This window comes from Bacteroides sp. OF03-11BH, from assembly GCF_003604005.1.
In the GTDB taxonomy this organism is placed as follows: domain Bacteria; phylum Bacteroidota; class Bacteroidia; order Bacteroidales; family Bacteroidaceae; genus Bacteroides; species Bacteroides ovatus.
The window spans coordinates 35162-57127 of the sequence record NZ_QTMW01000008.1 but is presented as its reverse complement, the minus strand read 5'-3'; the positions used below and the strand labels follow the sequence as shown (position 1 = coordinate 57127).

Here is a 21966-nt window from a genome sequence, read left to right as displayed (position 1 = left end):
CTTTGTAAATTCTGACTCCTTTTCCATAAGCACAAAGGGTTATTTATTAATGAATAAGATTATATACAATTCCGGAAAAACTCGCGCATTTCACGACGTCCCAGAAACAAATGGTTTTCCACCGTCCTGCAACTTAAATTCAGTTCATTTGCGATTTCCGGAGACGTTTTATTTTCGAAGCGGTTCAATGTATAAATTAACCGACGTTGTTCGGGCATAGCTGCCAAGCGGGTCCGTTCCATTGTCATTAAATCATCACCGATAATTTTTTCTTCGGTTTCATTGGTAGAAGCGGACATAGTATCATAGATGTAGCTGTCTATCTCCTGTTTCTTATAATAACGACGGATATAGTCGATTACAATATTGCGGGCAATGGTGAACAAGAAATATTTCACTGTGTCCGGACGGAGCATTTGCTTGTAGTCCAGCAGACGTACAAATACATCCTGGGTTAAATCCTCCGCTTCGTAGCGATGAGTGATACGATAAGTAATATAGGTAAGAATCACCTGATAATATTCTTCATAAGAACGGGTGATAATGTTGTCGGAAGTGTTAGCTATTGTCTCCATAATACTATCTTTTTCGGTTTTGATCACGATGCAAATATAGAGGTGATTTGGGATATAACAGCCAGAAAATAAAGCAGATCAATCTCAATGAATCTAGGTAGACTTATTTAAACATACAATTCTAATTATCAATATATTACGTTTACAAAAAAGAGAGTATCACTTTATAAAATGAGACTCAAATCACTCAAATCAACGTATCTTTGCTCCACTTACGCTCGTTTGCTCCCATCCTCTTCCCCTCTTCAATTTTATTATTTGATCGTTTCATTGTCACATCAAAGCTATTAATGAAGTACGAACATTAATAGATAAATTCCGTTTCATTAAAGATAAACTTGCTTTGCACTTATTGCAAAGTTATGTTTGATTAAGGGTAAACTATAAATGAAAGCTTCAATTATATAATTGCAAGCTTTGTTTTTATAAACGCAAGTTTCATTTATAAAAACAAAGCTTGCGTTTATAGATTACTCCCTATAAAAAACAACTTTGCAATAGGACCAAAAGAAGTTTATATAGGGAGAAGAAGAACTTATCTATTAATAGATTACGAGAAAAAGACTAGTAAAAGGAAAATCACTTGGTGAAGGGAGGTCCTTCACCCTATAACCCCGATGAATAGGGCGGTGTGAAGGGTGAAAGGGATATGAGTATAAAATAGATTTCAGTGATAATAAGTCGAAAAGTTACTCTTCTTTGGCTGTTCCACCTATACTACGAATATATTCATTCGGAGTGACTCCCGTACTCTTTTTGAATGAACGGAAAAAAGAAGCGCGAGAACTGAAGCCGCAAAGTTCTGCCAGTGCTGTTAATGTATAGCGGGAATATTGACTATCTACCACCATTTTCTTGAATTGAGTGACGCGGTATTCGTTTATAAAATCATAATAAGACTGATTGAGATATTGATTCAAAAGATACGATAATGAATGCGAAGAAGTATCCAAAGCAGAAGCCAGATCGCCCATTTTCAAATCAGGATTAATATATGGCTTTTCTTTCTCCACATAAGCAACCAGTTTCTTATGGAGTTCTTTACATTCTTCTTCAGTCAGCCTGTTGGTTTTATACTTTTCTTCGGTTGCAGCGATAGAAGACTCTTCAGAAATCACTTCCGCCTGTTCTATCATTCGGTCTTTCTGCTGTGTATTCTCTACGGATACGGAGATTGCCGATGCAGGAGAAGTAAGCAGGCGGCGCATACGATTCCACACATAATATCGTATAAAAGCAATAATGCCTATAACTAATAAAACAGAAAGTGCCCATCCCCACCAAGGTATCATAGGACGCACCGTCACTTGATAAACAGCCTCCGACTGTTCATTTCCCGGAAGGCGCACACGGAACGTATAAGTTCCGGAAGATAATCCATAATAGGAAACCTCATTCTGCGCAGCCAATAGTTTCCAGTCTTTATCCACTCCTTCCAACTGATATTCGTATAATAGAGCAGAAGGCAGACCATAAGCAAAATCCGTAAAGCAGAAAGTCAGATTATTCTGATTATATTTTAAAGACGGGTTGGTAAAAGAAATGCCATTAGCCAATATATCCGTAAACACAATCGGACGGACTTTACCACGCACTTCATCCACGCGCTTCGGATCGACATAAATCAAACCTTTGGTGTTGCCGAACCATAATATTCCTTTTTCATCTTTATAAGCAGCCCCATTCGTAAAGGTGGGTCCCGGTACTCCATCATTGAAAGTGAAGGCATCGTACTCTTCTCCTTCTTCCTTTATGCGTAACAATCCATCATTGCAAGCCACCCACAACCAACCTTGGTTATCTTCCACGATCGACATCAGCGAATTGTCAGGAAGCGTAGAAAAGACGGAACGGTTCCGAAAACGATCCATCGTTAAAGTAGAGGTAAACAGACTTCCCTTTTCACGAATAAAATAAAGGTTGTGTCCTGTATCTTCATAAATGGTACGCACCTTATCCCTATGCACAAATCCTTCAGGGAACACATTCGATCGTAAACTTTGAGAAGCAGGATCATATATACACATACCGGTTTCCGTGGCAATCCATCCTTTGCCGGTAGAGTCAAAACTAACTTCATAAACGTTACCTTCCGGCAATTGGGAATTGGCGCTGGTAAAGTGTTTGATCTGCTTTGCCTGTCTATTATAACAGAACAATCCCTGTGAAGTGCCTATCCAGAGATTTTCTTTTTCATCCGGTCGCACACAAAAGATATGTCCTTTCTGAAACAGCTCTGCATCTCCATCTCCTCCCTGGGCAAAATATTTTAGAGATAACGTCTCCGGATTCAACACCATCATACCTCCGCCATACGTACCGATATAATATTCGCCTTCATAAAAGCAAATTGTCAATATCAAATCTGAAGTCAAAACAGGTTTCACAAAACTCTTTACGACTCCGGTAGTTTCATTTATATAATACAAACCATCACGTGAACCGATGACCTTTTCGTGTCCTCTGTTGACATAAGAACGAATGGAAAGATTGGCAGAGTTAAACAGAGGAGGATAAGCATAAGTTTGGAAAAGACCATTCTGATAAAGTGAGTAATCTAAACCTGCCTGAAAGTGCCCCACCCAAACAGCACCTCTGTCATCCACCAATAGTGAATAAATGGAATTACTGCGAATACCTTCTTTATCACTTACATCGTGACAAAAACGACGTGTCACTTGTTGGGCTTTATGCGAAAGGAAATGAACGCCATTGCCATCTGTTGCTATATATACAGTCTCCTTTCCATCACTGGATATGTCGGAAATGACATCACAGCCTAAAGATACTGTATGCGAAAAGCTCTTTTTGTTTATATCGAAACGAACGACTCCCTGGCTCATTGTACCTAGATAAAGGGTTTCTCCAATACGAGTCAGGCAGCGGAAGTAATCGGCCTCGGGAACATTCTCCTGGAAATGCCAGGAATCAATCTTACCATCTTTCAATGAATAAGAGAATAAACCTTGCACTGTAGCCAGCCATAACGCACTTTTATCTTCATTCAGACAGAGATCCATAATTCGATTACAGGCAGCCAGCATATTCCGGTCGGTCAATACTTGGAGCAATTGCCCGTCCTTTTGGATGAACAGCCCTTTCTCCGTACCGATATAGAGAATATCTCCATCCGGAAGTAAGGTATTTACAGCAAAATCTATCTTTTCGGGAACAATTCTCTCCAACTGGCCGTTCGCACGATTCAGACGCCAAAGTCCGATACCGTTTCCTACCCAAAGCTGATTGTCGGCTGTTTCCGTGATGCAGTTCACCCGTTTCTTTCTTCCGGAATCCACGCCTCGAAATTCATAATGTCGAACTTTCACACCATCAAAACGATCGAGGCAATTATCTGTTCCTAGCCATACAAAACCTTCCGAGTCTTTATAAATGGCATTCACCAATAACCCGGACAGTCCATCGGACATGACTACATTACGAAATGTATAATTCTGGGCTTGCAGATTTACACCACAAACCAAGTATATGATTAAAAGAATCAGATATTTAATCGTGTTCTTCACTTACAACCGTTTCCTTTCATATTAAACATGTGACAAACATACATAAAAATCTCCAAAAGAGCACATTCCTTCTTATAAAAAAAGTCTCCCCTTCGTATCTGTTATATGTGATAAACAAATACGAAGGGGAGAAATTATTTACTCAATGCTATTGAAGATTTATTGATATTTCACTTTCACATGAGCGTTTTTGTAAACAACAGGGAAGTTATTACCATTCACAATAACAGTTGTCGGTTTCTTCTCACTTCTGAACGTTGCATGGAAAAAAACAATGCAGGCCTTGTTCTATAATATATTAATCAGTTACAATATTATTCTTTATTGAGCGCTTTTCAAAAATTCTTCCAATGCAGCATTAAATTCTTCCGGGCGTTCCATATTCAGCATGTGTCCGCAATCGTCAATTACTTTCAGTTTTCCATTGGGAAGATATTGTAAAATGGGAGGTTCTTTTGAGAATCGGTTACCGGAAGAATGACCTTCAACAATTAAAGCAGGTACATCGGGATGATTCTTTTTCAATTCCTCGATGGCATCCAAACCAGCTACCACCCGTACTTCTTTGTGTAAAGGTTGCCACGCATCCCACTCATCGATCATTTTCCATAGAGACTCACGCATTCGTTCACGCTGACTTCCACCGGATTTCATCAATCCTTCAAACCACTCTTTCTTCATCACATCTACCCCTTTCTCTTTCAAAGCAGCAATCTCCTTATCACGTACTCTTGCTTCTTCCGGAGTCATCGGTTCACTTGGGCCTTTCGATTTCCGAATGTTTCCACTGGCTAAAAAAGCAGATAACATCCGGTCAGGGAAATACGCCAACATATCAGCAGTAATAAACCCACCCAAAGAAAGTCCGACGATATGCGCTTTCTTGATGTGCAAAGAATCCATCAAAGTAACTAAATCTTCAGCGTGTGTGAATTGATAGTCTTCCGTTTGTGAAGACGAAATGCCATATCCTCTCAAATCATAGCGGATCACACGATATTTTTTGCCAGTACGGAAAATTGTTCATCCCACATACGATGATCCAAAGAATGACCATGAACAAGGATGACGGGAGCACCTGTGCCGGCTTCCTCATAGTAAAGAGAACCGTTGCCCACTTCAACGCAGCCTTGTTTCACAACCAACGGATGTCCCTTTACAATCTCTGAAACAGTTCTCGAAATTACAGGACTACCATAAAAAGATGAGAAACCATCTTCTTTACTGGAAGCACCGACTACATGAGCAATAAAGAAGCCATAAACATTCTCCCGTTTATTGATCCACGGGTAAGCGCCAGCCCATCCTGGTGAACTGATTTGATAGGCTTCTCCTGTCTTTTTATCGACCAGTTCACGCCACTCACCTAATCCGTAAATGCCATTATGAGACTGTCCCAATGCTCTTTCCGTATATTCTCCGGGAGAAACAACAGCATTTTTCACTTGGTCGGCCTGCATTTCCTTTACAGTCTCGGTTGTCAGTATCCGCTTATCATGATATATTCCTTCGTGATAAATCATAGACAGGAAATGAATATAATCGTTCAAGGTAGTACACAGACCACCACCTAACATCGGGGCATGTCCGCCATCTGTATTTATCGGAGTAAAATGAGAATTTTTCATTTCTAATGGCTGTGCTAATAATTCCTGAAAAAGAGTTTCAAACTCTTTCCCCATTGCCACTTCCGCCATTCTTCCGGCAATCTGCATGGCAAGCCCTCCATATTGGAACCGGCTTCCCGGAGTAAAAACCGTATCTAACGGCAATATCTCAATAATGGCGGAATCCAGATGATTGTAATTATCTACACGCGGTTCAGGAAGATAGGGACGCACTCCGGAAGTATGAGATAACAATTGTCGCAAAAGGATTTTTCCTTTGGCATCTCCCTTAAATTCCGGCAACCACTTTTCCACAGGGTCATCCCAGTCCAAACTGGTACTATCCACAACCGCTCCGATAACAGCAGCCGCCACCCATTTTCCGGCAGAGGCTACGTATACTTTTGTATCAGGAGTATAGCTACCATAGTTCTTCTGAAAAATGACAGAATCATTCTTTACTACACAGATAGAAGCACCTGGATAGTACTCTTTACTCACCCAGCCTTGAATAACAGAATCTAATGAAGAGAAGTTATAACGACTCCCTTGTACGGATGATACATTGCAGGAACCTGCAATAAAACAGATACTTATAAAAATTATGATTAATAATCTTCCCTTCATTTTCGTTATCTATTAACTTCGTATTAAACACAAATTACACGAACTACGCTGTTGTTTGATGCAATTATATTTGATGCAATTATAATTATAAAACCGCGTAATTCGTGTAATTCGTTCTTAAATTTTTCTATTTCGACTGCAAATCCCAATATACCACATAACGCTGATGATGTAAATCATAAAGCGGACGAATCACATCTCCTTGTTCTGTTGTAAATTTCAGTTCTTTTCCTGTACGCTGCAAAGTACGTTCCGGATGTTTCATATCTACTTTCAATGAGGTACGCAAATCGGCAGGCACATGGAAATTATAAGTATAATAATCATTATAAAGAGCAGGATTAGAGAAAGGTGCGGGAGCCTGCATACCTTCCGTACCCCGTTCTCCGGCAAGCACTAACGGGCCATACAATAAAGCCACTTTATTCGGATTATCGGGAGTGGCTTCCAATTCAATCTGCATCGGGTAAGTAGCCGAGATACGGTCATTATCTTTCCAGTCACGGGTGATAGCGATGTAAGAACCCGACTTTTGTTTTACTGCTACTTTTTTACCGTTCACAAGAACTTCCGCTTTTTTACTCCATGAAGGATATCTTAGATAAACAGTAGTACGAACCGGTTTCTCGGCACGAATAATAAACCGGGTCGTTTCCTCTTTCGGAAATTCCGTTTCCTGGAGAAGGGTTAATCCTTTTTCTTTCCAGGTGACTTGGGAAGGAATAAACAGATTTACGTAGATTCCCTGGTTGTTGTGGTAGTAGATAGCTTCTCCATATTTAGCATGATTTTCGAATCCGCTGCCGACACAACACCAGAAAGAGTTCTCTTTGGTACTATACAGTTTATGTGAGCCCGAAAGTAAGGGTAAGAAATAAGTAACCATTCCTGTTTCCGGATCTTGCTGTCCCAGGATATGATTATATAGTGCCCTTTCATAATAATCGGCAATAGATGAATCGCCCGTCCAACAGAAAAGATGACGACTAAGTTTCAACATATTATAAGTACAGCAGGTTTCTCCGGTATAGCCGGTCAAGTGTTTAGAAAATTTCTTCGGGTCGAAAAAATGCTCCTTATCACTACTGCATCCCGGAGCAAAAGTATGGTGGTCAATCATGGTATGCCAGAAGAATTCCGAGAGCTTTTTGCTAGTCTCATTCTCTGTCAGTTCATAGTTACGCGCTTCGGCTATGACTTTCGGGATAAACGTATTCGTATGTTTGGTTCCCAAATCGTCCCGAAGTTCTTTCAACGGGTCAATTACATCATTATGGTAGAAATATTCGGCCAACCAACGGTAACGTTCATCTCCTGTGATAGCATACAAATTGTAGAATGATTCGTTGACACCTCCAAACTCATTGCGTATCATGAGTTTGCGGGTTTCTTCACTAAGTGGCTTCAGTTTGTTATAAGCCCAGTCGCCCATTTTAGTCACTGTTTTCAAAGCCTGCTGATTATCTGCATACAGATATTGGTCTATCAGACCGGAATAAAGCTTATGCAAGGTGTACCAAGGTGCCCAAACACTCTTTCCACGGATATTTCGGTTTATCAGTTCTTCGGGAAAAGCACTTAAATATCCGCCTTTCAAAGCGTTCTGAACTTCGGTCAGCCCGTTGACAAGGCTATCCCCTTTCAGCTTGAAAATCTCACTTCCGGTAGCAGCATACATCAAAGCGTAAGCCGAAAGCAGATGTCCGGTAGTATGTCCGCGAAGTTCACAGTCCAAGGATTCCCAACCACCGAGTTTTTTCACTGTCATATAACCGCCTTCACGACCGGCAAAGACTCCGGCATTTGTCCGGAAACTATGCAACAGGCGACTTACGTCGATAGAGGTCATCCATGCGGAATCCCGCAACATATTGTCACGAAAGCGACTCGGTAATAAACGGACGTCTTTCAAATCAAAACTTTCTACCCGAACAGGAGCCACTGTCTCTTTTTTCATTTTCCCCTGGTGCTGTCCGGGGTACACAGATTGAGCCGACGATATAGCCGATACTGCCAATAATGCGATTGCAACTAAAGATTTCTTATTCATAATCATTTTTAATATCCTTATTTATTATTGGATACGAATAGACTCCGCCTATTACTCAATGCAAAAATACGAATTTAATATTTCATGGATAAATGAAAAAACTCCGTTCTACCGGTTCGGCAGTCTGTACTTCTCCTGCCAATCCATATTGCCATGCCACCACAGTCACTTTCAACGGGAACTTACTGCGTGGGGGAATTCGAGTAAATACCAACTTGTTTCCCTCTATTTCTGCCGGCCCTTCTTTCACGTAGTAATATACGGGTAGCCCGCAATCGGAAGTTGCATGTAAAGAGATAGTTTCCGTGCCTTTCTTCACATCGTCAAGACCCGGAAAAAGAATATGCTGGCGTTTACCTTCCGTATTGCGATAGGGAATCCGGAAACTAAGTTCCTGAACAGTGCTTTTATAGTGCTTGTCACCATCATTGCTGGCTAGAAGACAAATATCTCCCGTACGGCGCTTATTGTACATTCCCATACGGTAGAAACGGACAGTAAAGGTTGTGTCGTTCACTTTCTGAACCGGACCACAGATACGGGTTATTTCAGGAGAAGTGAGCGAATGTTCGCCAGAAATTGCAGTATGCAAGCTATCCGTATATACAGCTTTCAGATGAAAAGTCAATCCGTCTTTTTCCGGCAGGAAGCGGGCGGCAACTTTCACATGGGATTTGGGATTATATGTGAGTAATTGCCCCTTTTGTACAAAACCTAAATATTGTGGTTTCTTACCTCTTTCCCGGCGATAGCGTTCTTCCGTCATTTCAGCCATTTCCTTATCGAAATACCAGAATGCATCGTGCGAGTCTCCTTTATACTCTTTATAAGGAGCAGCTTTTGCACGTTTCTTCTGATTCGGATGCCACCTTTCGGCAAGCCAGCCATTCTGCGGATTCAGCTTCTTCAATTCCACAGGCTTATCCAAATCATACGTTGCGGGCATACGATATTCCAGTGCTTTCTTTAAGAACAACGCAATATAACCAGCGGTACGGTCGGCTATATCGAAATGCCCGCGTCCTGTGTCGCAAAGGAAAGAGACGCAACTTTTAGGATACATCATACGGAATGCCAAAGCCGGATTTACACGGTCTTCCCACCATTCGTATTCGCCTTCAATCATCAATCCAGGGATGCCGTCAATCGTACGTTTCCCCCACTCCATATTGTCACGACCATATCCGGTAAGGTTAGTGCGTGGCGCATCTCCATGTAAAGAGATAATGGCTAATGTGCGGTCGGGATTCCAAGCAGCGAAGTTCCACGGATAGGTAGCCATTGCCGAATGTCCGAACGGAACAATCGGAGCATATTTCAATTCGTTATATCCGCTAACAGAAGCAAAGTCATCCAACATTTGTTCAAATGCCTTTTGGCTTCCGGCAGTTATGTCCCATTTCTGATCCCACCCCGGAGTTATCCATATCAGTGCCAGACCTATTTCAGACATTTTCTCCCGAAACAAGGCGTTCTCAAACAGAGTTTCTTCCGTCATATTATGAGTACCTATCATAACCCCTTTTATTTGGACACAATCAGACGGTATCCATAAAAAAGCCTGCGGATGGTCATTCGTCTCGTTGGAAACAATACCCGAAATCTGCACGGACCACTGCCATTCGGCAGCTATGCTACTTGGTAATAAACTAACAGCCAATATTACAAATATAAAAAACCGAAATAGTTTCATGTTTAATTCATTTATCATTCTCCCATATAATACGCAGTAATGACTACATATACTCAACCGAAAAATATAAAAAAACTATTATTATCGGAAGTCTTTCACTGGCTATTTCACAAAAACGTTGTATCTTTATTCTCTATTAAGAAAGGAGTTATATGGATTTACGTACAGCAAATGTCACAAGATATATTCTTGCCCTGCGGGAAGGGGGCTCATTACCGGCTTTGGCCGAAGCTGACGATGAATTTAAGTATGTGGTAAAGTTCAGAGGGGCAGGACACGGGACGAAAGCGCTGATTGCCGAACTGATTGGCGGGGAAATTGCCCGTACGTTGGGGTTCAGAGTACCAGAGATTGTTTTTCTGAACCTGGACGAGGCTTTCGGACGGACGGAAGCGGACGAAGAAATACAGGATTTACTGCAATGGAGCCGCGGGTTGAATCTGGGGCTGCATTTTCTGTCGGGAGCATTAACGTTCGACCCCGTTGTGCATAAAGTGGACAGTAAGACAGCCTCGCAAATTGTGTGGCTGGATGCCTTATTGACCAATGTAGACCGTACTATCAAAAATACAAATATGCTGATGTGGCATAAGGAACTGTGGTTGATTGACCATGGGGCTTCCCTCTATTTTCACCATTCATGGACTACTTGGCAAAAGCATGCGCTTAGTCCGTTCGTGCAGATAAAAGACCATGTGCTGTTGCCGTTTGCCGATAAATTGGAAGAGGTGGATGCTGAGTTCAAGCAACTGCTGACTTCTGATAAAATCCGGGAAATAGTCAATGCAGTTCCCGATGACTGGCTGAACTGGACGGACGGGCAGGAAACTCCGCAAGACCTGAGAGATATTTATATTCAATTTTTAGAAGAAAGGATAAACCATTCCGAAACATTTGTAAATGAAGCGCAAAATGCAAGATAGGCACTTATATGAATACGCAGTCATCCGTTTCGTCCCCAGGGTTGAACGTGAGGAATTTATTAATGTAGGTATTGTACTGTTTTCCAAACGGTGCAAGTATCTTAAATCCCTTTATACAATAGACGAAAACAAATTGAAACTGTTCTCTTCCGAATTGGACATCAACTGTCTGATAGAAGGTCTGAAAGTCTTCGACAAGATTTGTCAGGGAAATAAAGAAGGAGGAGTTATTGCCAATATGGACATTCCGGACCGCTTCCGGTGGCTGACTGCGGTAAAAAGCTCCTGTATTCAAGTATCCCGTCCTCATCCGGGATTCTCTACAGATTTAGATAATACTTTAGAAAGGTTGTTCAAGGAATTAGTTCTTTAATTCCTTGAATAACCTTTCCACTCAATGAATGAGAAAACTCTCCTCTTCTCTCATTACGACCCGGAAATGGTGAAGTGGTTGATTAATTATAGCAAATAATACCTCACTATATTTTTCAGGCACGGATTACACGGATTTCACGGTTTTAGAAATGATGGTTGCATAAAGCAACAGTGTAATCTGCGTTATCCGTGCCTAAAAAGAAACATAAACTTGCCTACTTAAGCGGAGTGAAATGCAATGCGGCTCCGCCACTTGCTTTTAGCTTCAAAACAAGCTTATCTCCGGCTTTTATCTTCTTATGAGTACTGCGTACTTTCGTTCGTGTATTCAGCTTGTCATCATCTTCGTACAGGTGAAGCATATACTTCTTACCTGATTCCAGAAAATCCGTAGTCAATGTAATTGTGCGGGCTTCCGTATTCGTCATTGCTCCTACAAACCAGTCATTCCCCGAACGACGTGCCTGAACGATATATTCACCAATCTCCCCATCTAACGCGCGGCTGTCATCCCATACACTCGGAATTGCTTTCCAAAATTCCAGTTCTTCTTCTCCCTGGTAGAATTCCGGTCTGTCATACCAAAACATAAATTGCAAAGGACTGTAATACACAGCTGCCATCGCCAACTGATGTGCTTTCGTATTCTTCACCCGGTTATTGAAATAGCAAAGCGTATAGTCTCCTGCACCTGCCAGATAGCGGGTAAAAGGGAGAGTCGTATTGTGTGTGGCATCCGGCATTTCTTCATTTCCACGAATACCTTCCTGCGTCATCAGGTTAGGATAAGTACGGCTGAAACCTGTCGGACGATATTCGTCATGAATATCTACCATCAGACCATATTCTCCACATTTACGAACTGCATCATGCAGCCAAGTACTCCAACGCTGATTACCTATCTGTACAAAACCGAACTTGATACCTTTCAATCCCCATTTTTTATACAAAGGCAACAGAGTATCCAACTGCTGCACTAATGCACGCTGATTGACATACACCATAAGTCCGATTCCTTTCGATTCGGCATATTTACACAAAGCAGGTATATCAAGGTCTTTATCAGAAGAAACTGTAGTAGCGTCCGAACTCATTTTCATTTCCGGTCCGTACCAGCCTGCATCCATGTGTACATACTGAATACCGCGTTCTGCCGCAAAATCAATGGCCGCTTTTACTCTATCTTGTTTCAAGTCGCCCGAACGGAATACTTTCCCGGGTTTGATCCAAGAAGTATCAGCCAGTTTGCAAGCCGGATTCAGATTCAAGACAAGATCATTATTATTAATTAAATCGACCGGACGTTCGCCAACCATGATTACACGCCACGGAGTACTGTAAGGAGAAATAATATCGACGCTACTATACAGGCTTGTCTCCAAAGTGGAAGGTTTCTCTGCCGATAAACGGAATTTACCACGAACATAATCCACCATTTCCGCTTCCAACAAGGCTACAGATAATCCATCAGGCAGTTTCAATGTCAAAGGACGCTCACTCTCCTCTTTGCCCCATCCTTCCAACGGACGGAGTTCATAAGGCCCTTGTGCCCAACGTTCATAATACGCCATCGTTCCTTCAGGCATTGTGAAGCTAGTCTGCTCACCGACGATATGCAAGAAAAGCCCGTTTGTCATTTCCGGAAAATGATAGCGGAAAGTAACTCCTTCATTATAGGCGCGGACTATGATATTCATAAAGTAGTTTTTACGCTTATCATAACCACCATCCCGATTACCTTTTCCTTCTCCTTTCTTGAACTTCAAGGTCATCTCATTATAGCAATCACGAACCTCCGCACGCTCGCCATATACAGGCTTCCATCTCTCGTCCGTCTTTTGATGTTCAGTCCCCGTCAACTTCAGATTCTCACACCAAAAATGACAAGTATCATTCGGTATACCCAACGCCGATTCAAACAACTGATTTTCAATCAGAACACCCAGTTTACTTTCTTCAATCACCGGACGATTTTTATAAGTCAAGGTATAATACATTTGTGCATTATCCTCTCCTACCGCACGTTGATAAAAGGTAAAACGATAAGCTCCATCAGGAGACGTCAGTTCCTGACGGGTTTCTGTCATCACATCTTGCGCTTTTATCAATGCCGGTATCACCAACAACAAAAGCAAAATTCTTTTCTTCATTCTATTTACGTTCATGTTTATTCATCTTTCCTATTATATACGAACGAGAAAGAAATTATACTCAAATGTTTATTGCCTGAAAAGCTTATTCCATCTGTTCCCTATAAAAAGTAGGTGTCATTCCTGTCACCCTTTTAAAAATGCGGTTAAAATGTACAGGTGATTCAAATCCGCAAGTAGCACTGATTTGAGATATATTCATCATACTACTATTCAATAGTTTACAAGCATATCCGATACGCATATCAAGTACATACTCTTTGAATGTTTTTCCTGTGTTTTCTTTAAAGTATCGGCAGAAAGCAGTAGGGTTCATCGCTGTATAAGAAGCAATTTCATCCAGACCGATAGACTCGGTATAATGTTTATTCAAATAGGCAATCACTTTTTCCATTCTTTCATTACGCATAATCGAAGGAGACGGAGTATAATGAGAAGTAGTCAGATACTTCCTGTGATTACTGGTAGCCATCATTTGTAGGAGTGAAAGCAACAGGATAATTTGATCTACTCCTTTGGCAGAAGGTATTTGTTTTAATAGCTTAATGATTTTCCCCGAACGGGTAATTGTGAATTTAATTCCTCTGCAAGCATCCTCCAATAAATTCCTGATAGGAATAAACTGGGAGTATTGAGATATAGAATAATGCATGAAGTCTTTTTCAAACTGAATATTGACTCCTCTTACTTTCAGTTCGGATTTTTCTTCGTTATCAGATTCTTCCCCGCCGTCCGGTGGACTTTGCATACTATGAGGCAGTTCGGAACCGAAAAGAATCAAATCACCTTTTGAATAGGAGATAATGCTGTCACCCACCAGACAATCCCCCTCTCCCTTCTCCACATAAATAATTTCATACTCACTATGAAAATGCCACGGATACGTGAAACGTGGATATTCATAAAAGCGGGCACGGACGGGATTAGAAGTCGTAATAGTCAACTTCTCATTCATTATCTTCTTCATAAATCTCCTTTCTAAACTGCTTTTGCAAAGATAGGTAAATATCTTGCAAAAATACGCATCATAGCATGTATAAAAACCCGCTATTTTTGCATCCATTCATAAAAACATTTGATAGAAAACATGAACGAATTATTTAGTATTGCCGGTAAAGTTGCTGTTATTACCGGAGCAGGTGGTGTACTGGGCGGAAATATTGCCCAACACTTTGTACAGCAGGGAGCAAAAGTTGTAGCTATTGACATTCGTCAGGAGCAACTGGACAACCGTGTGGCTGAACTTAAGCAATACGGTAACGATGTAATCGGCATCATCGGTAATGTACTTGACATCGCCAGCCTGGAGAAAGTAGCCGAAGAAGTCGTAGCCAAATGGGGACAGATCGATATTCTATTGAACATTGCCGGTGGCAATATGCCGGGAGCTACTCTCGAACCGGATCAGCACTTCTATGATATGGACATCTCTTGCTGGGAAAAAGTGACTAACCTGAATATGAACGGTACAGTTTATCCGTCTATGATATTCGGTAAGGTAATGGCAAAACAGAAGAAAGGATGCATCATCAATGTATCTTCTATGGCTGCTTATAGTGCTATCACCCGTGTACCGGGTTACTCGGCCGCTAAAACGGCAGTAGCCAACTTCACCCAATGGCTGGCAAGCGAAATGGCACTGAAATACGGTGATGGTATCCGTGTAAATGCTATCGCTCCGGGATTCTTTATCGGTGACCAAAACCGTCGTGTACTTATCAACCCGGATGGTTCATTGACCGACAGAAGTAAAAAGGTGTTAGCCAAAACTCCGATGAATCGTTTCGGCGATATCAAAGAATTGAACGGTGCTGTACAATTCCTGTGCAGTGAAGCCGCTAGTTTCGTAACGGGAGCTATGTTGCCTATCGATGGTGGTTTCAGTGCATTCAGCGGCGTTTAATATTTAATCTTTTAATTTATTCAAACGCTATGATGGAAAAAACATGGAGATGGTTCGGCAAGAAAGATAAAATCACCTTGCCGATGCTCCGTCAGATAGGTGTTGAAGGAATCGTCACTGCATTACACGAGGTACCGAACGGAGAGATTTGGACAGTAGAAGCCATCAACGATTTAAAATCGTATATTGAATCGTATGGGTTGCGCTGGTCGGTCGTGGAAAGCCTTCCGGTTTGTGAGGCAATCAAATATGCGGGTACGGAACGTGAACAGTTGATTGAAAATTATAAAGTAAGTCTTGCCAACCTAAGTAAATGCGGAGTGAAAACAGTCTGTTACAACTTCATGCCGGTAATCGACTGGATACGTACGGATTTACAGTACCCTTGGCCGGACGGTACCAGTTCGCTTTACTACGACCGTATTCGTTTCGCTTACTTCGACATCAAAATACTGGAACGTGAAGGAGCTGAAAAAGACTACACAGAAGAAGAACTGCATAAAGTTGCCGAGTTGGATAAGGTTATCACAGAAGCAGAAAAAGACGCTTTGATTGATACGATCATTGTCAAGACTCAAGGTTTTGTTAATGGCAATATCAAAGAAGGAGATAAAAATCCGGTTTCCATCTTCAAGCGGTTACTTGCTTTGTACAAAGATATAAACCGGGATGCTTTGCGTGAAAATATGCGTTATTTCTTATCTGCAATCATGCCTGTATGCGAAGAATATGGAGTTAATATGTGCGTACATCCGGATGACCCTCCATTCCAGGTATTAGGTTTACCACGTATCGTTACCAATGAAAATGATATTGAATGGTTCCTGAATGCCGTAGATAATCCTCATAATGGATTGACTTTCTGTGCAGGCTCTTTGAGTGCAGGCGAACATAACGATACACGTGAGTTGGCTAAGAAATTTGCAAAAAGAACTCATTTCGTACATCTGCGCAGCACAGCTGCCATGCAAGGTGGAAACTTCATTGAAAGCTCCCATCTTACGGGAAGAGGACATCTGATTGATCTTATCCGTATCTTCGAAAATGAGAATCCGGGATTACCAATGCGTGTAGACCACGGACGAATGATGCTGGGAGATGAAGATAAAGGTTATAATCCGGGATATTCCTTCCACGGACGTATGCTGGCTCTTGCACAAGTAGAGGGAATGATGGCTGTAGTAGATGATGAGAAAAGACGACAGATAATATTATAATCATTACAGTACTGATATAGTCAGAGCTTCGTCAGAGCAATAACCTCGTTATTTGTTTCAAGGCGGGAAACATTTTGTTTCAAGCGTTGAAACTGATGGTTTCCCGTCTTGAAACTTTAGTTCCAAAGGCTCGAAACTCCAGTTCCAAAGGCGGGAAACTATAGTTTCTAAAGCAGGAAGATTCTGTCTCAAAGACAAGAAACAACCATTCTGTCTCTAGGCTTTTAGTTATAATCATATAATTCCGATACAATAAATACAACGGACTGTTCTCTCAATAGCTAAACCTTTCAATGCCAATGCATACTCATATCATTTGGTAAGCGTCGGCAGTGTGAGGGTAAATTTTACCCTCACACTACCCTCACCTTTACCCTCACCCACGAAAGTACGATGGATAAAGGGATTGAGAGCCGGGTGAGAGTGTGAGGGTAAAATCAACACAATCTTTTATTTGTTAGCTACTTTATCTGTATCTTCCCTACAAAATCTTTTTTATCTATATTCAGTTCTTCCAAAGAAGTGATCCGTTTGCCGTTCAACATTATGTTCTCAAACAAAATATTCTCAACCTTCCTATTCTTATCATAACCTTCCATCAAAGAAGGACTGATATATTTCCCGGTACATGAAATATTACGGAACGTTATGTTTCTGACACCTCTGCCGGGACCTGTGTTATATTTTTGGTTATACATCACCCGAAGATGAAATAACTGTCCTTCCTGGATATGTTCCACACGAATATCCTCAAAAGTGATGTTTTGTGCCAGATTGTGATCTCCTACATTAATAGTCATGCAGCCTTGATAATCACGATCGTCCTCATCATGTTCCAAGATATCGATATTCTTGAACAATATATCTTCTAAAACCTCATCTCCTGTTTTCGTATTTCCATGCGTACCGATATTGATAGGGTGAGCAATATCCGCCCATAGTGTAGAATTAAGTACACGGATATTACGAGAATCTCCATAATAATTCCAACGATGCGTATAGATGGCTATACAGTCGTCTGAATTACGAAGAAAAACATCATCAATCACTACATCCGAGCAAGACATAAAATCCAATCCATCACTCCAACCCTGATAACTGAATGATTTCAGATTCTTGATAGTAATTCTCTGTGATTGTCCACCGGAAACTGTATAGTGACGGGAGTTGACAACTGTAATTCCATCAATCAGTACATTCTTGGAGTATGCCACCGATATTCCCTGCTGCGGTTCAAGCAACATACCGTGTCCGAGAATCTTTACATTCTCTACACTGTCGCAAGTCAGGCAACCTTTCAGCACCGCTCCACCTTCCAGATAGACAGTCGTGTTGGAAGGAATACGGAAGCATTTGCCTGCCACATCTGTGGGTTCGTGTATGCCGGACTCAAAATACATCACATTCGGATCACTTTTATCAGGCACATTCTCAATGATCGGATTGGCAAACACATGCAGATTATTCAAACGGTCACCGTTGAACTCTACAGAGAGCTTTTGTGGTTTATCCAATGTGAACAGCAGAAAATTTCCGTCTATCTCCGGCTGAATGCCTTTAGATAGTGGACGCACTACTGCTGAACGGAGTTCCCCGTTATTCTTTTGCACCAGCACTTCCACTTTACCGGAAAAATCAAACTGTACCATGGTTGCATCCGACTTGGTATCCATATCCACCTTTACATTATATTCATAAAGGTCTACCCAATCTTTTTCACCCACTTGCCGTACTTTTACTGTATAATCGTCATTATGGCGGGCATAGTAGATGCCTTGTGGCACCGGATAGATGACAATTTCTGCCTGTATAACTCCTGAAGTCATTACAAGTAAAAATGTAAGCGCTATTCGTATCAATCTATTCATTTTGAATTATTCATTTATTGTGCATACATCAATGTACCGAGTCCAAGTACATCATACCCACCAGAGTTAGCATCATAATAACCGCCGCCGCCTTCTATTCCTACATATTCGGTAGCAATCTTAGTATATTTGAGATTATCATCCGAGATGTTTTTTATCCCTTTGTAATGATAGTAAGGCAACGCCCATATCGCACGTTTGATCCATTTACCGCCACCAAGTGTTGTTTGTTCTTCCGGAATCGGATATCCCCATTGACTCTGTTTTTGCCATATATAAGTAGTATATGGTACAGTCTCATTGGTATAATTACAGCAAGCGGCATATTCGCAGGCCCGTAGGAAGAGATTATCATCATAAGCAAAGAAATCGTCTCCCTGGCTCCATGCCAACTGACAAATAATTCCCATCAATCCGACACACATCAACGTGTGTCCTTGGTCACGTCCACTTTCCTGCCATTGAGCAAAGTTATAGTCCGGTGCATAATCGTGATAGATAGCACGACGTAAACGTCCGTTTGTATCACCCGTCTGCAAATGGGCGATACCTTCATTATAAATATCACGACGATCGGTTACAATGCCGATAGCCATTTTAGCCGCTATATTACAAAGACACCAGTTAGCCCAATAATGTAACGCATTCGTATCGTGATGACGTTTCAGGAAATCATCATTAGCAGGATAAAACACTTTAAGCAACCAATTCTGGAACGCTGCGAAGTCCGCACGATCCCATCCTCCATAATCCCTCAATAATTCACCGGCAATAGCAAATTCATAACCATAAAGTCCTGCAGCAAGCGATAAATTCGTATTACCTGTTACACCTACACAAGTCTGTACCCACTTATTCAGATTCTCCACCGCTTTTGCCGCATATTCATCATCTTGTTCAATTTTCCAACGAAGCGCTTGCTGATATACAATAGTGGCTCCTCTGGCTGCATTCATATAATTTTCATCACCGGAAACTCCACGTTTAATCCATTCCGTAGGATAAGTATCTGCCGTCTTCTGCGAAAACTGACTTTCTACTAATAATTGATAAGCACTTACCCAAGGCTCTTCTCCGGCAGCTTTTTTATCCCGGATACGCTGGAAGTCTTCCTCTGTATGCAACCCTTCATGCAGCATGGGTTCCGTTGACGGTTTAAGTTCAACTTGTTCCAAATTTACGTTATTATCAGGAAGAGGAATTTTATTCAAATCAGTTTCCACATTGACACCCGGAAGGTCAATGCCGTCACCACATCCTGCCAAAAACAGGATAGCGAATACCACGACTATATAATATATCTTTTTCATCATTTTTTTGGTTTAATGGTACACCGCATCTACCATTGATTACGGTGCACCCAATTATAGTTTATTGCTCTACTAACTCTAATTTGAAATTATCTATCTTAGCCCGTCCTTGTTTTACTGTAATCGTACATACAAAACCAATGACAACATCGGTAGGCTCTTCAACAGAAATATCAACTACTACATCACCCGTACCCGAAATAGAAGCGTTTGCCAAACTCTTACTTGGTATATCACTCGTATTTGCCATCTCATTACCTTTACAAACCGCAACATAACCGGTAAAACCTCTGCCATCATATTCATAAACGTGTGCCGTCAACTTATATTTTCCTTTTTGAAGATGAGAAGTCTGATATACCTTACCATCATTTTTAGGATTGTCAAATCCCCAATCTGTTTGTAAAGCCAAACCTGCATCACTTCCATCACCATATTTCGTTTTAAATGCCAAATCAACAGCAGCACCTCCTTCACCAGCAGTCAAGTTAGAGTTCTGAACTATCCAATAAGCAGCTTTTGCCCACTCTCCTTTTTTATGGAATCCTTTATCTCCACCTTCTTTTACATATTCAAAAGGCTGTTTATAGTTCATGAGTACATATTGAGAAATATCTCCATCCGTCGGCAGAGGTCGCAATATATCACTCTCTACGGGTTGTGCAATACCTTCAAACACCATTGTTACTTTTCCACCATTGAAACCTTGCGGAACCGTTACAGTAATAGAAGTCGTAGTAATCTCTTTAACCGTAACGGGTACGGATATTCCCTCAAAAGTAACTGTAACAGAATTCTTATCCGTTCCAAAACCTTTTCCTGTAAATGCTATTTCCTGTCCGGCTTTTACTAATGTACCATAAGGATAAATATACGGTGTTTCAACAGAAGTGATTTCCGGAGTTGCCCAAACCTCAAATGTGCCTGATTCGCCCATCTCTATTTCCTTACCCTGAATTATCAGTTTAATCTTCACCGGAGCTTCAGATGAAACTCCTTTGGGAACATTCACTACGATATTACCTTTATCATTCAGTGTCACTTTATCACAAACTGTTTCTCCGAAAAAGACCTGAATATTTTCAGCTTTCGTACCAAAGTTCTGACCAATGATCGTTACTTCCGCATTAATGTATCCGGCTTTCGTTGAAATGCCTGTTACTGTCGGCATCGGTAATACCGTATATTTCAACTGTGTCCCGATAGCTTCAAACGGAGTAATGACAGTAATTGTATAATCTCCGGCTTCCAACGAAGCAGGTACAGTGAGTGGAATACTCTTATCCGTCAAATTATCTGTATCTATTGCAGCTTCTACAGGTTCTCCGCCAGCTTTAAAGAAAGTTACTTTCAAAGGCTCCAACCCTTCAACAGACTTATCCAGCAATTCTTGCACAAGATTGGTTCCTGTTATTGCAAATTTACTGCCAGCAAAACCTGATGGAACCGGTTCGTCTTCCTTAGGAGTATCAAGCGTTGCATGCTTCAACACAGTGAAAGGATAAGAAGCCAAATCAATCGTTTGTTCTGCCATAATAAGTGTCATAACTCCACTGACAGCTGTCTCGGGAATTTTGGCCGTAAATTCGGTATCAGTAGGTGTACCCACAATCTCTGCCTTGTCTGTGGAAGTCCCGAAAGTCAAAGTATACAGTGTTTTAGAAGAAACAAATTCTTGTCCTTCGAAAACGATACTGGCACCCGGAAAACCATAAGAAGGTTTCACTACGCTGACACCCGGCTTACCAAGTACACGATAAACTAGATCAGTCTCCACACGTTGCCCGAAAACCTCAACGGTTATCTTTCCGTTTGTTGCCGATTCCGGCACTTTCGCAAGGATAGCATCATCGGCGCAGGAGACTACTACTGCCTCCTGGGAACCGATAAATACTTTCACATCTTCTGTTATGATACCAAAATCACTGCCACTTACGGTAAACTCATTCCCAACATATCCTTCTACGGGATCTATCTTTGTTACAGTCGCCACAGGATCAGTGTAACTCATTGAAACAATTTCTTCGTTATCCTCGTCACAAGCAGCTAATGCGAAAAGCGAGAGAAAAACGGGAAACAGATAGTTATATATTTTCTTCATAATCTTAATTATATTATCACGATGAATTACTCTTTTTTCTTTT

The 21966-nt window shown here is 41.3% G+C and carries 15 protein-coding genes; 4 read left to right on the top strand and 11 right to left on the bottom strand.

Features of this window, described 5'->3' with window-relative positions; all coding sequences use genetic code 11:
• Window positions 1-59: 59 nt before the first annotated feature.
• The 6 genes from DXA54_RS08045 to DXA54_RS08025 form a co-directional block, all read right to left on the bottom strand.
• Window positions 60-575 carry an RNA polymerase sigma-70 factor gene (locus tag DXA54_RS08045; protein ID WP_032852533.1) on the bottom strand — a complete coding sequence of 172 codons (516 nt, stop codon included), beginning with the start codon at window positions 573-575 and terminating at the stop codon, window positions 60-62.
• A gap of 689 nt (window positions 576-1264) precedes the next feature.
• On the bottom strand, window positions 1265-4099 hold the full coding sequence (locus DXA54_RS08040; protein WP_008648426.1) for a two-component regulator propeller domain-containing protein: 2835 nt from the start codon (window positions 4097-4099) through the stop codon (window positions 1265-1267).
• Between the two features lie 321 nt (window positions 4100-4420).
• A complete protein-coding gene (locus tag DXA54_RS28500) occupies window positions 4421-5092 on the bottom strand; it encodes an alpha/beta fold hydrolase (protein ID WP_008648428.1) in 672 nt (223 codons plus the stop codon).
• Window positions 5089-6333 (bottom strand): serine hydrolase, encoded by a 1245-nt coding sequence (locus DXA54_RS08035; RefSeq protein ID WP_008648430.1) that lies wholly within the window; start codon window positions 6331-6333, stop codon window positions 5089-5091. Before DXA54_RS08035 ends, DXA54_RS28500 begins: the two co-directional genes overlap by 4 nt.
• Window positions 6334-6460: 127 nt before the next feature.
• Complete coding sequence (locus DXA54_RS08030; RefSeq protein WP_032852534.1) at window positions 6461-8383, bottom strand: glycoside hydrolase family 127 protein; 1923 nt, start codon at window positions 8381-8383, stop codon at window positions 6461-6463.
• A gap of 82 nt (window positions 8384-8465) precedes the next feature.
• A complete protein-coding gene (locus DXA54_RS08025; RefSeq protein WP_008648432.1) occupies window positions 8466-10076 on the bottom strand; it encodes a hypothetical protein in 1611 nt (536 codons plus the stop codon).
• A gap of 152 nt (window positions 10077-10228) precedes the next feature.
• Between DXA54_RS08025 and DXA54_RS08020 the strand changes: the two genes are divergently transcribed.
• Together DXA54_RS08020 and DXA54_RS08015 are read left to right on the top strand one after the other, a co-directional pair.
• Complete coding sequence (locus DXA54_RS08020; RefSeq protein ID WP_008648433.1) at window positions 10229-10999, top strand: HipA family kinase; 771 nt, start codon at window positions 10229-10231, stop codon at window positions 10997-10999.
• Window positions 10989-11372 (top strand): DUF3037 domain-containing protein, encoded by a 384-nt coding sequence (locus DXA54_RS08015; RefSeq protein WP_008648434.1) that lies wholly within the window; start codon window positions 10989-10991, stop codon window positions 11370-11372. Before DXA54_RS08020 ends, DXA54_RS08015 begins: the two co-directional genes overlap by 11 nt.
• Before the next feature lie 217 nt (window positions 11373-11589).
• Here the strand turns inward: DXA54_RS08015 and DXA54_RS08010 are convergent, their stop codons facing one another.
• Together DXA54_RS08010 and DXA54_RS08005 are read right to left on the bottom strand one after the other, a co-directional pair.
• Window positions 11590-13539: a glycoside hydrolase family 97 protein gene (locus DXA54_RS08010; RefSeq protein WP_008648435.1), complete on the bottom strand. Its 1950-nt coding sequence runs from the start codon at window positions 13537-13539 to the stop codon at window positions 11590-11592.
• Between the two features lie 70 nt (window positions 13540-13609).
• Complete coding sequence (locus DXA54_RS08005) at window positions 13610-14491, bottom strand: AraC family transcriptional regulator (protein WP_004310215.1); 882 nt, start codon at window positions 14489-14491, stop codon at window positions 13610-13612.
• A gap of 120 nt (window positions 14492-14611) precedes the next feature.
• Here DXA54_RS08005 and DXA54_RS08000 point away from each other — a divergent pair, with 120 nt between their 5' ends.
• Together DXA54_RS08000 and uxuA are read left to right on the top strand one after the other, a co-directional pair.
• A complete protein-coding gene (locus tag DXA54_RS08000) occupies window positions 14612-15427 on the top strand; it encodes an SDR family oxidoreductase (RefSeq protein ID WP_008020332.1) in 816 nt (271 codons plus the stop codon).
• Between the two features lie 29 nt (window positions 15428-15456).
• Window positions 15457-16644 (top strand): mannonate dehydratase, encoded by a 1188-nt coding sequence (uxuA, locus tag DXA54_RS07995; protein ID WP_008648437.1) that lies wholly within the window; start codon window positions 15457-15459, stop codon window positions 16642-16644.
• A gap of 461 nt (window positions 16645-17105) precedes the next feature.
• Here uxuA and DXA54_RS07990 read toward each other — a convergent pair whose 3' ends face one another.
• The 3 genes from DXA54_RS07990 to DXA54_RS07980 are packed head-to-tail and all read right to left on the bottom strand — an operon-like array spanning window position 17106 to window position 21923.
• Window positions 17106-18512 carry a glycosyl hydrolase family 28 protein gene (locus tag DXA54_RS07990; RefSeq protein ID WP_120079179.1) on the bottom strand — a complete coding sequence of 469 codons (1407 nt, stop codon included), beginning with the start codon at window positions 18510-18512 and terminating at the stop codon, window positions 17106-17108.
• A 14-nt stretch (window positions 18513-18526) separates the two neighbouring features.
• Entirely contained in the window at window positions 18527-19825 is a 1299-nt protein-coding gene (locus tag DXA54_RS07985; RefSeq protein ID WP_008648440.1) for an alginate lyase family protein, read from the bottom strand.
• 58 nt (window positions 19826-19883) lie between these two features.
• On the bottom strand, window positions 19884-21923 hold the full coding sequence (locus tag DXA54_RS07980) for an IPT/TIG domain-containing protein (RefSeq protein ID WP_050428261.1): 2040 nt from the start codon (window positions 21921-21923) through the stop codon (window positions 19884-19886).
• Window positions 21924-21966: the final 43 nt, after the last annotated feature.

Coding starts and splice junctions, on each gene's coding strand:
- DXA54_RS08045 (WP_032852533.1), bottom strand. CDS start 575: ATGGAGACAATAGCTAACACTTCCGACAACATTATCACCCGTTCTTAT.
- DXA54_RS08035 (WP_008648430.1), bottom strand. CDS start 6,333: ATGAAGGGAAGATTATTAATCATAATTTTTATAAGTATCTGTTTTATT.
- DXA54_RS08030 (WP_032852534.1), bottom strand. CDS start 8,383: ATGAATAAGAAATCTTTAGTTGCAATCGCATTATTGGCAGTATCGGCT.
- DXA54_RS08025 (WP_008648432.1), bottom strand. CDS start 10,076: ATGAAACTATTTCGGTTTTTTATATTTGTAATATTGGCTGTTAGTTTA.
- DXA54_RS08020 (WP_008648433.1), top strand. CDS start 10,229: ATGGATTTACGTACAGCAAATGTCACAAGATATATTCTTGCCCTGCGG.
- DXA54_RS08015 (WP_008648434.1), top strand. CDS start 10,989: ATGCAAGATAGGCACTTATATGAATACGCAGTCATCCGTTTCGTCCCC.
- DXA54_RS08010 (WP_008648435.1), bottom strand. CDS start 13,539: ATGAACGTAAATAGAATGAAGAAAAGAATTTTGCTTTTGTTGTTGGTG.
- DXA54_RS08005 (WP_004310215.1), bottom strand. CDS start 14,491: ATGAAGAAGATAATGAATGAGAAGTTGACTATTACGACTTCTAATCCC.
- DXA54_RS08000 (WP_008020332.1), top strand. CDS start 14,612: ATGAACGAATTATTTAGTATTGCCGGTAAAGTTGCTGTTATTACCGGA.
- uxuA (WP_008648437.1), top strand. CDS start 15,457: ATGATGGAAAAAACATGGAGATGGTTCGGCAAGAAAGATAAAATCACC.
- DXA54_RS07990 (WP_120079179.1), bottom strand. CDS start 18,512: ATGAATAGATTGATACGAATAGCGCTTACATTTTTACTTGTAATGACT.
- DXA54_RS07985 (WP_008648440.1), bottom strand. CDS start 19,825: ATGATGAAAAAGATATATTATATAGTCGTGGTATTCGCTATCCTGTTT.
- DXA54_RS07980 (WP_050428261.1), bottom strand. CDS start 21,923: ATGAAGAAAATATATAACTATCTGTTTCCCGTTTTTCTCTCGCTTTTC.